This window comes from Sphingobium sp. B11D3D (genome assembly GCF_025961755.1).
Taxonomy (GTDB): domain Bacteria; phylum Pseudomonadota; class Alphaproteobacteria; order Sphingomonadales; family Sphingomonadaceae; genus Sphingobium.
Genome location: NZ_JAOQOG010000001.1, coordinates 2,654,866 through 2,668,857 on the forward strand (window position 1 = coordinate 2,654,866; position 13,992 = coordinate 2,668,857).

Annotated in this window: 12 protein-coding genes; 2 read left to right on the forward strand and 10 right to left on the reverse strand. The window is 64.9% G+C overall.

The window, feature by feature from the left end; translation table 11 throughout:
* Window positions 1-15: 15 nt before the first annotated feature.
* The 6 genes from M2334_RS12570 to M2334_RS12595 all read right to left on the reverse strand — a co-directional run bounded on the left by M2334_RS12570 (window position 16) and on the right by M2334_RS12595 (window position 7,800).
* The gene (locus tag M2334_RS12570; protein ID WP_264579440.1) at window positions 16-2,580 is read right to left on the reverse strand and encodes a TonB-dependent receptor; all 2,565 of its coding nucleotides are present in this window, start codon (window positions 2,578-2,580) and stop codon (window positions 16-18) included.
* 135 nt (window positions 2,581-2,715) lie between these two features.
* Window positions 2,716-3,078, reverse strand: a complete 363-nt coding sequence (locus tag M2334_RS12575) for a twin-arginine translocation signal domain-containing protein (protein ID WP_181559004.1) — start codon at window positions 3,076-3,078, stop codon at window positions 2,716-2,718.
* A 9-nt stretch (window positions 3,079-3,087) separates the two neighbouring features.
* Complete coding sequence (locus tag M2334_RS12580; protein ID WP_264579441.1) at window positions 3,088-3,942, reverse strand: amidohydrolase family protein; 855 nt, start codon at window positions 3,940-3,942, stop codon at window positions 3,088-3,090.
* 22 nt (window positions 3,943-3,964) lie between these two features.
* The gene (locus M2334_RS12585) at window positions 3,965-4,867 is read right to left on the reverse strand and encodes a hypothetical protein (protein ID WP_264579442.1); all 903 of its coding nucleotides are present in this window, start codon (window positions 4,865-4,867) and stop codon (window positions 3,965-3,967) included.
* 3 nt (window positions 4,868-4,870) lie between these two features.
* Window positions 4,871-6,826, reverse strand: coding sequence for a nuclear transport factor 2 family protein (locus M2334_RS12590; RefSeq protein ID WP_264605598.1), 1,956 nt, complete (start codon window positions 6,824-6,826; stop codon window positions 4,871-4,873).
* On the reverse strand, window positions 6,823-7,800 hold the full coding sequence (locus M2334_RS12595) for an ABC transporter substrate-binding protein (protein ID WP_264605599.1): 978 nt from the start codon (window positions 7,798-7,800) through the stop codon (window positions 6,823-6,825). The genes M2334_RS12590 and M2334_RS12595 overlap by 4 nt, the downstream gene beginning before the upstream one ends.
* Here M2334_RS12595 and M2334_RS12600 point away from each other — a divergent pair.
* Window positions 7,790-7,963 carry a hypothetical protein gene (locus tag M2334_RS12600; RefSeq protein WP_264574698.1) on the forward strand — a complete coding sequence of 58 codons (174 nt, stop codon included), beginning with the start codon at window positions 7,790-7,792 and terminating at the stop codon, window positions 7,961-7,963. The genes M2334_RS12595 and M2334_RS12600 overlap by 11 nt on opposite strands.
* 27 nt (window positions 7,964-7,990) lie before the next feature.
* Here the strand turns inward: M2334_RS12600 and M2334_RS12605 are convergent, their stop codons facing one another.
* The 4 genes from M2334_RS12605 to truB all read right to left on the reverse strand — a co-directional run bounded on the left by M2334_RS12605 (window position 7,991) and on the right by truB (window position 12,830).
* Window positions 7,991-8,764, reverse strand: a complete 774-nt coding sequence (locus tag M2334_RS12605) for an HpcH/HpaI aldolase family protein (RefSeq protein WP_181559000.1) — start codon at window positions 8,762-8,764, stop codon at window positions 7,991-7,993.
* A gap of 180 nt (window positions 8,765-8,944) precedes the next feature.
* On the reverse strand, window positions 8,945-11,275 hold the full coding sequence (gene pnp, locus M2334_RS12610; RefSeq protein ID WP_264605600.1) for a polyribonucleotide nucleotidyltransferase: 2,331 nt from the start codon (window positions 11,273-11,275) through the stop codon (window positions 8,945-8,947).
* Window positions 11,276-11,543: 268 nt separating this feature from the next.
* Window positions 11,544-11,813 (reverse strand): 30S ribosomal protein S15, encoded by a 270-nt coding sequence (gene rpsO / locus M2334_RS12615; protein ID WP_181558998.1) that lies wholly within the window; start codon window positions 11,811-11,813, stop codon window positions 11,544-11,546.
* 18 nt (window positions 11,814-11,831) lie between these two features.
* Window positions 11,832-12,830: a tRNA pseudouridine(55) synthase TruB gene (gene truB / locus M2334_RS12620; RefSeq protein ID WP_264606086.1), complete on the reverse strand. Its 999-nt coding sequence runs from the start codon at window positions 12,828-12,830 to the stop codon at window positions 11,832-11,834.
* 212 nt (window positions 12,831-13,042) lie between these two features.
* On the opposite strand from truB, the gene M2334_RS12625 reads away from it, so the two are divergent.
* Window positions 13,043-13,897 carry a hypothetical protein gene (locus M2334_RS12625; protein WP_264594907.1) on the forward strand — a complete coding sequence of 285 codons (855 nt, stop codon included), beginning with the start codon at window positions 13,043-13,045 and terminating at the stop codon, window positions 13,895-13,897.
* Window positions 13,898-13,992 lie beyond the last annotated feature (95 nt).

A 13,992-nucleotide genomic window follows, 5' to 3' on the forward strand; every position in this document is an offset into this window, starting at 1 on the left:
GTGCCCGCCTTCCGATCAGAACCGCTTGTTCAGGGTGAGATACCACTCACGCGGGGCGCCCGGCTGGCCATTGATCTGCGGATAGCCAATGGCCTGGTAGATGAAGTAGTTGCGCCAGTAGAACTGCTTGAAGACGTTGGTGACGCCCGCTGCGATGGAGAAATCATACTCCTTGTTCGCGTAGGTCAGGCGAGCGTTGACCAGCGAATAGCCGTCCTGATTATACTCTACACGGTCCGGGCTGTAGACCTGGCTGCCGGTGTAGAACCAGTCGACACGTGGCGTGACCGTGCCCTGCAGAGCCGGCGCATCGACCTCATACTGGATGCCGGCATTGGCCTTGAGCTCCGGGATCGCCACCGGGCGCCGGTTCTGGCCGGCCGGGCGGGCATCCAGATCGGCCGACGAGAATTTGTGGTAGCCGATCGAGCCGCCGACCGCCAAGCCCTCGACCGGACGGAAATCTAGCTCCAGCTCGAAGCCTTTCACCTTGCCCGGCGTGTTCTGGTAGAAGGTGCGGCCGATGCAGGCGAAGCCGGGCGTGTTAGCGGCGATTTCAGCCGACGTCAGCGGACGGCAGGTCGTGAAGGCAGGGTTCACCGGGTTGGGGATTTCAAGGAAACCGCCCGGCGCTGGCTGCCCGTTCGCACCCAGCTGATACTCCTGACCGGAGACACCCGTCGGACGGGTCTTATAATCCGTGTAGAAGGCCGCAGCGTTGATCCGCAGCATCCGGTCGAACAGATCGGTCTTCACGCCCAGTTCGTACGACTGGGTTTCATCGCCCGGATATTGCGCGACCTGGCTCGGCTGCAGCGGACGGGCATTGAAGCCCGGCAGCCGCGCGCCAGTGGCCACGGACGCGTAGATCATCGTGCGCTCGCTCAGCTTGTAATCCGCGCCAACCTTCCAGTCGAACCGCTCATCCTTGATGTCGAAGTTGAAGACGGTCTGACCGGTGGGCGAGATGGTGAACTGCGTCGAGGTGGCCGTGGTGCCATCCAGCACGCTGCGATAATCGACACCCTTCTTGTCCTTGGAGAAACGCCCACCGAGCGTCAGGCCAAAGCGATCGCCAAAGGGCCGCAGCGTGGCGTTGGCGAAGACCGCCTTGCTCTCCGGCGTGTAGCGGCTCCAGAGATAACGCTGCGTATTGTTGAACGGCGACGTGCCGGAGAAGCGCTGTTCGCCATCCGCCCAGTAGTAGAAGGCGCCGACGACCCAATCGGCCCAGCCGGTCTTGCCGATCAGGCGGATTTCGCCGGTCCAGTCATCCTGGAACACATCATTGCGATTGTTTTCCATGGCGACGGGCGAACCATCGACATCGAACCCGAACACGCCATCATAGCGGCGATAGCCGACGATGCCGACAACATCGATATTGTCGCTGATCTCATATTCGATCCGCGCATTGCCGCCCCAGTTCGTCTGCGGAACGTTGCTGGGGTGCGTAATGCCGCCGCGGAAAGGCGAGCCATTGTAGAATGTGTTGCCAGGAATCGCGGTGCCGGCGGCAATCGGATCGGCAAAAGTCGCGAAGGTCGTATAAGGGTCGCCGGTGATGAAGCGGCTATCATAAGCAAAGGTCGGGCCGCCCGGTGCCGTCCAGCGGTTGAACAGCGTCGAGACCGCGGAGCGGCCGGCTGCGACGGCCGGATTGATGGCGACGACGCTATCCATGGCCGCCTCCGAATTGTCCTGGAGATAATCCAGCGCGGCGGTGATCTTGAGGCGCGGCGTGGGCTCCCAGTAGATCTGGCCACGGATGGCCTGCACATCCTCACCACCCAGATGGCCGATGGTGCAATCCTTGGGCGGATTGATGTCGGAATTGTTGAGCAGGCCGGCATCCGCAGTCGGGAACAGCCCGGCCAGCTGAGGCGTGCCCCGGCGGATCATTTCGCAGCGGAAATCGAGCTGCCGCTGATAGCCAGTCATCTTCTTGACCAAGCCGGAGACGGAGAGCGACATGGTCGATCCGAGCGGCAGGTTGATGCCGGCGCGCATTTCGCGGCGGTCGTAGCTCCCGACCGTGAACTCGCCATAGCCCGAGGCTTCGCCGAGCACCGGCCGGCGGGTGGTGAGGTTGACGGCGCCAGCCAGCGAGTTGCGGCCGAACAGCGTGCCTTGCGGGCCGCGCAGCACCTCTACCCGCTCCAGATCAAGCAGATCGAACATGGAGCCGAAGACCAGCGGATAATAGACATCGTCGATATAGAAGGCGACGCCCGCCTCGCCCGACAGATTGGTCTCGCTCGAGCCGATGCCACGGATGAAGGCGCTCATGCCGGGGCCGAATGCCGCCTGCGACTTCTCGAAGGAGACGTTGGGAACGACCCGCGACATTTCGGCGACGTTGGTCAGCCCCTGCTCCATCAGCGCGTCTGCCGGCAGCGCCGAGATCGCAATCGGCGTATCCTGCAGGTTGGTCGCGCGGCGGGTCGCCGTAACGACGATGTCCGCGATCCCGGTTCCACGCTCGGAAGCGCCGTCCGCCTCAGTGACCTGCGCATGGCCGGTCTGCGCTATACACAGCGCCAGCGCGGACGCTGAAAGCTTGCCGAAAGTCCTCTTCATCTCATCCCCTCCCGAATTGGTGCAGCCATGTCTGGCCTCGGGGGGAGCACTAGAGGGCCTCCATCATCCAATCTTGCCGGATGCGGCACTGAACGACGCCTTGCCCGGCATATGCCGTTTACGAACCCGCGTTCATCACGCGAACTGCTGCAGTTCCGGATAAGGCAGCGCCGGTCCCTCTCCGATGCGGAAGGTGCAGTGACCGGTATAGACCGCGGCATCGCCATGCGCGCGCACGGGCCGGCTCATGAGGTAACGGCCATTGATCAGCCGGACCGTGCCGTTTTCGTAGCGCGCCACGACGTCCTTCTGCACGACCCGCACCTGCCGACCGGCGAACAGCGCCTCCAGCGCATCGGTATCATCATGGATGCCATCGGCATGGAGCACTGGCACTTCGGCGGCCTGAAGGGCGGCGGGCACCATGGCCGCGCCGACGATGGCGCCGCCGCTCGCACCGATGAAACCGCGACGGGAAAGCTGGGTGTTGGTCATCATGGTCTCCAATCAGGAAAAATAGAGCTTGAGTGCAGTCCGGCAAATCTGGGCGCGCTGAGCGGGATCGGGCACCCAGCGGCGGTAGCTGGCCAGCACCTGCTCGTAGCCAATGCGGCGTTCGTAGCCGACGAAGGGCGCGTCACTGCCCCACAGCAGGCGATCGGTGCCGACGCGTGACACCAAATGGTCCGCGACATGCTGGGCGAGGCTTTCGAGGTCGCCATCGGGATCGTCGCGCCAGGCTTCCGGCCCCGGCAGGCGGAAGCCGCCCGAGAGCTTGACCCAGGTATGTCCCTTGTCGACGGCATCGAGCATCGCGCGGAAGCCGACGCAATCGAGCGGCGCTTGCGGATCGGGATGGCCGAAATGGTCGATCACGATATCGACGCCGCTCTCCACCAGCGCATCGAGCACCGGCGGCAGGTTCTGTCCCTCGATGGCGACATGGACATGCCAGCCAAGATCGCGGGCGCGGCGGAACAGCAGCCGATATTCGTCGCTGCGATAATCGGCATGATATTCGGCGCGGGCGAGCTGCAACCGGATGCCGATGATGCCATCGTCGCGCATCCGCTCCAGCACGTAGAAATCCGTGCCCGGCGGGACGATGGCGGTGCCGCGCAGCCGCTTGTGGCGGCGCAGTTCGGAGATCAGATAATCATTGTAGCTGCCCGAAATACTCAGCGCCGAAATGACGGCGAAGTGGATGCCATGCGCATCCATCCGCGCCAGCAAATCGTCGGCAGTGAAGGCATAGTCCGGAGTGATCCACGCGCCGCTGGTAACGGGCATGTCCGCCGAAAAGATGTGGGCATGGCAATCGATGATAGGATTGCGCACCGCGTCATCGGTCAAGGATGTCATCTGGTCCCCCTCCTCGACTGCATCATTGCGCGCGCGGATACTCATCCGCGTTCAGCACCCAGCCGGGCATGTCCGAGAAATCGGCACGCGGTGGCGAGAAGATATCGACCAGCACGTTACGACCGGGCGCGGACGGCGCGGAGGTGTGGATGACGCGGGGCGGAATGACGCACACCGACGGCGCGCCGCAGCGCTCATGCTCGTCGTCGCGCCAGTCATGCTGGTTGGCCGTCCATGGCCAGCGCAGATGGTGCATATAGTCGCCCTCCAGCGCCAGGGAGCACTGCTCGAAATCATCGTGATGATGCGGCGAGAGCTTGGTCACATCGCGCGGCCCCTGCGGCGGGAAGACGTTGACCATGAAGGTGGTGCATCGCCAGATCTTGCCGAAGCGCCCCGGCTCGTCGGGCACGTCCAGGCTGTAGCTGCGCAGCTTGAACCCATCGACCGGATCTGGCCACGGCTGGAACGGCGGAATCTGCGGATGCGGCCCGGCATAGGCCTGCGGATTGACGACCCGCGCAAGCAGATCTTGCGCCTCCAGCGAAAACAGCCGGACGATCTGGCCAGCCGAGCGGACCGTGATGCGGCTATCGCCCGGCGGCACGAAGTTGATGCTGTTGCCGGCAATCTCGTGCGCCACGCCGTCGATCTCGATGGTCAGCGCGCTCTGGGCATCCGGCAGCAGTAGGACATATTCGTCGATCTGGCCGGCTCGCTCGAACACCGCACCTTCTTCCGCCTGCGAGTAAGCGACTACGAAATTCTGCCCACGCGTGAGCCAAGTCTTGAGGCCGGGCGCCGTCTCCTGTGGGGCCTCTTCATAGAAGCGGGCGTAAGTGGAGGCCCCGAAGGCGCTGGCCGGCGCGGCTCCCCCGGCTGCGGCAGTCGAGAGGCGGGAACGGGGATCGTCGGATTCGTACATGAATTACTCCGTGGCGGCGGCGCGGCGGCCGTCCGACCAGTGCAGGAAGGTCTCGGGAGCGCGGCCGCTCACCGGATTGGCGAAATGGAAGCCCATCGGGGCGATGGCGGGATAAGGCGCGAAGGTGACGCCGCGCAGCGGGCCATCCGGCGGGTTCTTGGCAACATCCTCGGGCTTGGGGCGATAGCGCTCGCTGGCGCCCGGCACAATCGCGGCCCAACCGCCGGCATAATCGGCGAGCCAGACATAATCGAGATCCATGCCGTGAATGCACCAGACGCCGTTTTCGAGCACCGCCTGATTCTCGTAGATGCCCGAAATCCACGACCCCTGCCCCTTGGCGGCGCTGTTGAACTGGAACAAGCGCAGGCGGATATTGGCGCGCATCCCGTCTTCCGAAACGGTCACATAGGGCTGCGTCTTCTGGTGGATGGCCATGAACGCCGCCGAGCGCCCGGCATTGCCATAGCGCCCGAACAGCGATCCCCGCACACGCTCCCGCCCGACATAGGTGCCGATATAGGAGAGCTCTTTCCAGCCGTCGGTGGCGAAGAGATCGGCCGTGTCGTCCCAGCGGAACTCGTCGATATAATAGCCATAGGCATCGGCGATGTTTTCCGCGCCATCGAAGGCAGCCGCGCGGGCGAGCAGTGTCGCTGCGTCTCCGGTGCTGGCAAAGGATGGCGCAGGCGCGAGCGCATCGGCGAAGCGCACGGGTGCAGGTCGATGACCGGGATAGGAGGCGTCGGCCAGTTGCGAGGGCCGGTCCGGTCGCGCCGCAGCCACGCCGGGCAAACCGGCCGCAAGCGGCGCCTGCCAGCCTTTTGCATAAGCCGCGCGCATCACCGGCACGCGGCGCAGCGCCGTGATACGCCAGCGGCCATCGTCACCGCGCGCGCAGGTGAAATCCTGAATCGTCGCCGACCAATAGGTCTCACCGCCATGCTGACCGGTCATCCCGATCTCGATATTGCGCACCGTGGCGCTACGTCCGCCCGCATCCATCGTCACGACCGGCATGAGCTGGGGACGGTCGTTCAATTCGCCGGTCTTCAGACCGGCCTCGCCGAACAGCGCGAGCGCACGGCGGACGCCGGCATGGCCCACAAACTGCCCGGTGCCGGCAATGTCGACAAACGCGTCTTCGGTGAACAGATCAACGATATCGTCGTCCATCTTGCGGTCGAGGTAGAAGCCGAACGCAGCCTGGAGATTCTGCACCAGCCCTTGCGAGACCAGCAGATCGGCCCGCGCTGCGATCTCGCGGACCGGCAGCGGGCTCGGTGCGGGACGCTTGGCGCCCCACGGATTACCGGCCTGATCTGGCGTATAGTGGAACGGCACCATCGGCACGCTGGGCGCGACATGCGTCCAGCCCTTGTCATATGGGCCGGCGAATTGCGGGTGATAGTGCATCCGCGCAATCGCCCAGCCCCCCATGCCGCCAGCGTCGCCGGAGACCCGGACATAATCGATCACGTGAATGCCGCCGGCCCAGCCAGCCGACTGGCCGTTCACGCCCGTCATCGCCACCTCATGCCAGCGTCCGCGCGCGGACTGGCCATCGGGCGCGAGGGTAATCACCGGGCTGAGGAACAGGCGCAGATTGAGATGCCCTGCCGGCAGTCCACGACTGTCGCCGCCCATCGTGCTGCGCAGATGCGCCTCGATGGGTGTGCGGCCCGTCACGGATTGCGTGCCGTCGGTCCATAGGCCGTCAGCGGCGAACAGACGCGCCATGTCCGGCCACTGGCCGGCTTGCGCATAATGCGCCCAGACATGCTGGAGGCGTTTGATCTCGCGGATCGCGCGGACATCCGCGAGGCGCGCGGTGAGGTTCGCAGCGTCGCCGCCGCCCGATGACACCATGCGGGAGGCCGCGCAGCCCGCCAGCAGCGAAGCCGCGCTTCCGAGCAGGATCGCGCGTCGCGAGAGGATCATGTGCCACTGCGCGCTCACGCTGCCGGCTCCAGCGCCAGCGCCTCTTCGTAGACGCTGCGGTCGATCAGCCTCGCAAGCTGCGCGCGCGACCGTGCCGGGCGCTTGTCACGCTCTGCCAGCCATAGTTCTTCCTCAGTCATGATATCGAGCAGATCAGCAGGATAATCAGCGTTGAAGGCGTGATGCTTCCAGGCCGTCTGCACTTCCTGTGCCGAATGGCCGCCCCGCTCCACCACCAGGACCTGCGCCGCTGCAGGGTCCTTGCGGAGCGCCGCCGCTGCATCGATCACGGCACGGACGAAGCGGACGATCTTCTTGCGCTTGACCGGATCGGCGAGATTTTCAGCTGTGCTGTTGAGGTTGAACTGCTCGGCATAAACGCCATCGCCGCTGAACTCGATCAGGTCGTTACCCAAGGCGCGCGCGCTGTTCTCGCTCTCCGGCTCCCAGATGATCACGGCATCGACGCGCCGTTCGGCGAGCGCCTTGGTCATCTCGCTGAGCGGGCCCGGCGTACGGACGACCTCGATATCGTCATAGGACAGGCCAGCCTGGGCCAGCATTTTGTGAAAGAAATAGCCCGAGGACGTCTGCGGGATCGACGCGACGCGCTTGCCCTTGAGGTCCGCGACGCTCGCGATCCCCGCCGATTTCCGCGCAACGATGCGATAATGCCCCTCGGCCACCTGCAGGATGATGCGCAGATTGGGATGCTTGACCGAGTAGCGCAGCGCCTGCGTTTCGGCATGCGTGGCGACATCCGCCACGCCTTCCTCGCCGAAGCCGGCAATGATCGGCTCTCCAACCAGATTGGGAATGCCGCCCATCTTCACCGTGGCGGCATCGGGATAGAAAGTCTTGGCCGCCAGGAGCACGGGCGCGATCTCGAAGGTCTGGATATTGCCGTACACGGCAATGGGGCCCGGCTTCCCCTCATCCCTGGCTGTGGCACTCGCGGGAAGGAGCGCGCCGGCCGCGAGCATGGCCGCCATTGCGAGACTGTTCCTGATTGTGCGCACCGTCATCCCTCCTCAACACCGCAACCTGTTGGCCCGGCCCTATTCATTCACGCTAGGCGCCCACGCTGGCGGGCCGCAATTCAAATGCGCGTTGATGCCGCGCGAGGAAAAACTGGCTTCCGTCGAGGACAAATAGCGCAGGCTGGGCTGCGCCTCGCTCGCCTCAATCCAGCCCTCCCCGCACCGCCTGCACCGTTTGCGCCGCAGCGTGCGCGAACATCATCGCATCATTGCTCACCATCACCAGCGAGAAGCCCATCGCCAGATATGGCGCGGCTTCCTGCGCGGTGCCGACGGCCACGCCAGACAGCAGGCCCGCCTGCTTGGTCGCGGCGAGCATGGCGGCGGTGAGCGCCTCAACATCGGGATGCGCGGCCGATTTGCCGCTGGAGAGAAACAGGTCGCCATGGCCGATGAAAATGCCGCCCACATGCTCGACCGCCGCAAATTCCGCGGTCCGCTCCAGACTGGCCCAGTCCTCAAGCTGGATCATGCGCAGGCATTGCCCGTCGCCCCGCGCGACATAGTCCGGGATCGGCGCCAGTCCCCAGCGACCAGCGCGCGAGGTGAGGCCGAGGCCCCGCTCACCAGCCGGACTGAACACCATCTTGCGGCACACCGCGAGGGCATCGGCAGGAACGGTGATGCGCGGCACCAGCAGACCGTCGGCACCAGCATCGAGCAGCGGCTGGATCGTCGATGCGCTGTGATCGGGCAGCCGCACCAGCGCGGCCATGCCCATCGCCTGCGCGGCTGCGATTAGCGTGTAGGCGCGCTCCAGAGTGTGCGGGGCATGCTCCATGTCGATCACCACGACATCGAAGCCGGCATGGCCGATCAGCTCCAGCGTCGCCAACGACGGCAGCTTGACCCATGTTCCCAACAGGCCCCGGCCCTGCGCGGCCCGCTGCAGCGCATAGTCTACGAAATTGTCCACTAACCGCCCTGTTCGATCCGCTGCACCGGTGCGCAAAAAGCCACTGTGCGCAGGCCGGCGGCGCCCGCTTGTCTCGAACGGCTCGGAGTCTTTGCAGAGCTGCAACGCCCGCTCGGACCGTGGGCATGAAAAAAGCCCCGCATCGCTGCGGGGCTTCTCTCAATCTCGCTTTGAAGGCGATCAGTCGTCGTCGCGCTTCAGGAAGGCAGGCGCGAACTCGGGCGCCGGGCCGTCATCATCGCTGCGCTCGCGGCGGGGGCCGCGTTCGCCACGCTCGCCGCCACGGTCACCACCGCGATCCCGGCGGGGACCACGGTCGCCACGGCCACCGCCGTCACGACGCGGACCACGGTCGCCGCGATCACCCCGGTCGCCACGGTCACCGCGCTGTTCGCGGGCAGGACGGGTGTCCTCCAGCTCCTCGCCGGTTTCCTGATCGACAACGCGCATGGAGAGGCGCACCTTGCCACGCGGATCGATCTCGAGGACCTTGACCTTGACTTCCTGGCCTTCCTTGAGGACGTCCGCCACCTTCTCGACCCGCTCGTTGCGGATTTCCGAGACGTGGACGAGGCCGTCCTTGCCGCCCATGAAGTTCACGAACGCGCCGAAGTCGACCAGATTGACGACCTTGCCGTTATAGACCTTGCCGACTTCCGCTTCCTCGACGATGCCGAGGATCCAGGCCTTGGCCGCCTCGATCTGGTTCACGTCGGACGAGCTGATCTTGATCAGGCCTTCGTCGTCGATGTCGACCTTGGCGCCCGTCTCCGCGACGATCTCGCGAATGACCTTGCCGCCCGTGCCGATGACTTCACGGATCTTGCTCTTGTCGATCTGCAGCGTCTCGATGCGCGGGGCATGAGCCGAGAGTTCGGTGCGGACTTCGCCCAGCGCCTTGCTCATCTCGCCCAGAATGTGGGCGCGACCGTCCTTGGCCTGACGCAGCGCGACCTCGAAGATCTCCTGCGTGATACCGGCGACCTTGATGTCCATCTGCATCGTGGTGATGCCTTCGGAGGTACCGGCGACCTTGAAGTCCATGTCGCCAAGGTGATCCTCGTCACCCAGAATGTCGCTGAGGACCGCAAAGTCCTTGCCTTCCAGGATCAGGCCCATGGCGATGCCGGAGACCGGACGCTTCAGGGGCACGCCGGCATCCATCATCGAGAGCGAACCGCCGCAGACGGTCGCCATCGAGGAGGAACCGTTGGACTCGGTGATGTCCGAGAGCACGCGGATCGTGTACGGGAACTCGTCCTTGCTCGGCAGCACCGGGTGCAGCGCGCGCCAGGCGAGCTTGCCGTGGCCGACTTCACGACGACCGGGCGCGCCGAAGCGGCCCACTTCACCGACCGAATAGGGCGGGAAGTTATAGTGCAGCATGAAGTTCTCGTAGGAGAGACCGGTCAGACCGTCGATCATCTGCTCGGAATCCTTGGTGCCGAGCGTGGTCGTGCAGATGGCCTGCGTCTCGCCGCGCGTGAACAGCGCCGAGCCGTGCGTGCGGGGCAGGAAGCCCACCATCGCCTCGATCGGGCGGATCTGCGTGGTCGTGCGACCGTCGATACGCTGACCGTCCTTGAGGATGGCGCCGCGCACGATTTCCGCTTCCAGCTTCTTCATGAGCTTGTTGGCGACCATCTGGGTCTGCGCGCCCTCAGCCGCGAACGCTTCCTTCGCCTTGGCGCGGGCTTCGTTCAGGGCACCGGAGCGTGCCGACTTGTCGGTCAGCTTGTAGGCGGCGGCAATGTCCTTGCCGATCAGCTTCTTGAGCTTGGCCTTCATGTCCGCCGTATTGTCGGAAAGGTCGATCTCCCACGGCGACTTGGCAGCCTTCTCGGCCAGCTGGATGATCGCATCGACGACCTTGCGCGAGGCATCATGCGCGAACATGACGGCGCCGAGCATGACGTCTTCGGAGAGCTCCTTGGCTTCCGATTCCACCATCATCACGGCCGTGTCGGTCGCGGCGACGACGAGATCCAGCTCGCCGGTCTTCACCTCATCGAGGCTCGGGTTGAGCTGATACTCGCCATCCTTGTAGCCGACGCGCGCGGCGCCGATCGGGCCCATGAACGGCACGCCGGAAATGGTGAGCGCAGCAGAAGCCGCGATCATCGCCACGATATCGGGCTCGGTCTCGCCATCGAAGGAGAGAACCTGCGCGATCACGTTGATCTCGTTGTAGAACCCTTCCGGGAACAGCGGACGCACCGGGCGATCGATCAGGCGGGAGACCAAGGTCTCCTTTTCCGTCGCGCCGCGCTCGCGCTTGAAGAAGCCGCCCGGAATACGACCGGCAGCCGAGAATTTCTCCTGATAGTGAACGGTGAGCGGGAAGAAATCCTGCCCTTCCTTCACCGACTTGGCGGCAGTGACAGCGCACAGCACAACCGTTTCGCCATAGGTCGCGAGCACCGCGCCGTCGGCCTGACGGGCAATACGGCCCGTTTCGAGCTTGAGGGTCTTTCCGCCCAGCTCGATCTCTACTGTCTTTACATCAAACATTGGTTTTCCTTCCACCCACCGGCCCTATTGCGCGGCGGGGCTGCAGTGCGGGCTAAGCCGGCCCGCGGCGGTTCGGGACTAGTCTTGCGTCCCACAAAGAGGTTGGCCGAAGTGCCATCCCCTCCTCGTCACTCCCGCGAAAGCGGGAGTCCAGTTCTGTCATCTCAGCCTTGGACGGCGCTCCCGCGCCTGCCTCGTGCTGGATCCCCGCCTGCGCGGGGATGACGCAATACGTAAACGGCCCGCCGAAGCGGGCCGAACGATTGGGTCACTTGCGAAGGCCGAGCTTCGCAATGAGAGCGGTATAGCGCCCCGCATCCTTCTTCTTGAGATAGTCGAGCAGCGAACGACGCTTGTTGACCATCATCAGCAGGCCGCGGCGGCTGTGATTATCCTTGTGGTGGCCCTTGAAGTGCTCGGTGAGGTTGGAAATGCGCTCCGTGAGGATCGCAACCTGCACTTCCGGCGAACCAGTATCGCCCTCTTGCTGGGCATTGTCCTTGATCAGTTCCGCCTTGCGTTCAGCCGTAATCGACATCGTCATTCCTTTCCAAAATCAGAGATTGAAGCCCCGCACGACCCGGATTTCCGGGCCCAAAGCCTCCACCAGCGCCACAGGCGTATCGCCCTCGGCTGCCAGCATGAGCCCTTGCTTGCGAGGGTCCCCGGGCAGTGTCCGGCCTTGTCTCAAGGCCATCGCCTGCTGCGAGGTGACGGGGAGAGCCGGGATGTCGTCCAGCCCTGCCGTCAATGGCAGCATATGCTGCGCAATGGCGCGCCCTTTACCAGCATCGCTCAGAATGTCCAGTGAAATAGCCCGATCCAGGGTGAACGGACCGGCCTTTACCCGGCGCAGCATCGTCACATGCCCGACCGTGCCGAGCGCCAGCGCGATGTCCCGCGCGAGGCTGCGGATATAGGTGCCTTTCGAAACATGGGCAGTGAGGGTGACGGCTTCAAGGGTTTCGCTGGCGGCCTGCTCATCCTTGAGGCCTCCCCCCGTCCCGTTCGCATCGAGCGAAGTCGAGATGCCCGCGAGCGACGCAGCGGTGTCTCGACTTCGCTCGATGCGAACGGAGGGGGTGGCATTGACCGAGAGACCATGCACCGTCACCGCCCGCAGTTTCATCTCCACCTCTTCGCCCGCCCGCACGCGATCATAAGCGCGCTGGCCATCCACCTTGATCGCGCTATAGGCGGGCGGGGCCTGCTCGATCGGGCCGGTGAACTGCGCCAGCACCCCCTCAACCTGCGCCAGAGTCGGCCGCACGTCGGAGGTCGCGATTACCGCACCCTCCAGATCGAGCGTGTCGGTCTGCGCGCCGAAGCAAATCGTGAAGTCATAGATCTTGTCGCTGTCCAGCATCCGGCCGGCCAGCTTGGTCGCCTCCCCCACCGCCACGGGCAGCACGCCCGTTGCCAGCGGATCGAGCGTACCGCCATGGCCGACCTTAGCCTTGGGCAGGCCAGCCTCGCGCAGCGCGCGCTTGACGGCGCTCACCGCCTGGGTGGAGCCAAGGCCCAGCGGCTTGTCGAGGATCAGCCAGCCATGCAGCGGCTTGGGCCCGGTGTCAGGCATAGTGTCGGGATCGTTCATCGGCTGCCCATAGCGAGGCATATAGCGCCTGTCAGGCCCCGCTGGCCGCAAGGGCCGGCGCGCGTGCCTTGATCTGTTCATATTGTAGCCATAGGCATGCTTATAGGCGCAAGGGTGGGTTGCGCCCCCGCCCGCCACGCCCAGTCCGGTGCCAATGCAGTTGAGGTCCGTTGATTTACAGCATCCGCTCCGGCTTCCAGCGTCTGACCGGACGGGCCCGGACCCGATTTGGCGAGCGCGCGACGGCGTTTCTCCTCGCATTAGCGGTGGAGGGGCTGATCGTGCTGGCGCTTATCGCCTTTGCTCCCTCCCCTTTCGAAGCCCGCGAAGCGCCCGACAAAAATGTCCTGACATTCGACGTCGCGATCCCGCCCGACCCTGCGCCCGAACCTGAACAGACCGAGCCGGAGCAGGCTGAACCCGAGCCCGTTCCCGAGGAGGCCCAGCCCGAACCAGAACAACAACCCGAACCGGTCCCCGACCCACCGCAGCCGCCCAAGCAGCCCGAGCCAAAGCCGATCGTCACACCGCCGGCGCCGCGCAAGCCCGCCTTCATCGAGATGAAGCCGGACCAGATGGCGGCTGTCGATCTTCGCGCGATCCGCCCGGCCCCCCCCGCCCCGCCGGCCCCCGCCCGCCCAGCAACGCCCATGGGACCACCGAACACCGGACAACCAGCCGATACACCGCTGGTCGACGGCACTGGCCCCAATGGCGAACCGCTCTACGCCGCCAGCTGGTATCGCGAGCCCTATCCCGAGGAATTGCGTGGCTATCTCTCGACCGCGCGCAGCCAGGGCTGGGGCATGATTGCCTGCCGCACGGTTGCCGATTATCGGGTGGCCGATTGCGTGCCGGTGGCAGAATATCCCAACGGATCGGACATCAACCGCGCGATTCTGGCCGCCGCATGGCAGTTCCGCGTGCGCCCGCCCCGTGTCGGTGGCAAGGTACTGGTCGGCCAATGGGTGCGCATCCGAATCTCATACGAGCAGCGTCCTGCCGGTGCCGCGGGCAGGCCGTGATCGACCGGAAATGACTCTGTCAAAAAATCTTGCGGACGCCACCAGCGCCTTGTCTTGCAGCGCGTGAAGCCTCTACAAGGCGCCATTCCTTCCAC

Excerpts from the sequence above, each read along its gene's own strand:
- M2334_RS12570 (WP_264579440.1), bottom strand. The coding sequence starts at position 2,580 with ATGAAGAGGACTTTCGGCAAGCTTTCAGCGTCCGCGCTGGCGCTGTGT.
- M2334_RS12575 (WP_181559004.1), bottom strand. The coding sequence starts at position 3,078 with ATGATGACCAACACCCAGCTTTCCCGTCGCGGTTTCATCGGTGCGAGC.
- M2334_RS12580 (WP_264579441.1), bottom strand. The coding sequence starts at position 3,942 with ATGACATCCTTGACCGATGACGCGGTGCGCAATCCTATCATCGATTGC.
- M2334_RS12585 (WP_264579442.1), bottom strand. The coding sequence starts at position 4,867 with ATGTACGAATCCGACGATCCCCGTTCCCGCCTCTCGACTGCCGCAGCC.
- M2334_RS12600 (WP_264574698.1), top strand. The coding sequence starts at position 7,790 with ATGGCCGCCATTGCGAGACTGTTCCTGATTGTGCGCACCGTCATCCCT.
- M2334_RS12595 (WP_264605599.1), bottom strand. The coding sequence starts at position 7,800 with ATGGCGGCCATGCTCGCGGCCGGCGCGCTCCTTCCCGCGAGTGCCACA.
- pnp (WP_264605600.1), bottom strand. The coding sequence starts at position 11,275 with ATGTTTGATGTAAAGACAGTAGAGATCGAGCTGGGCGGAAAGACCCTC.
- rpsO (WP_181558998.1), bottom strand. The coding sequence starts at position 11,813 with ATGTCGATTACGGCTGAACGCAAGGCGGAACTGATCAAGGACAATGCC.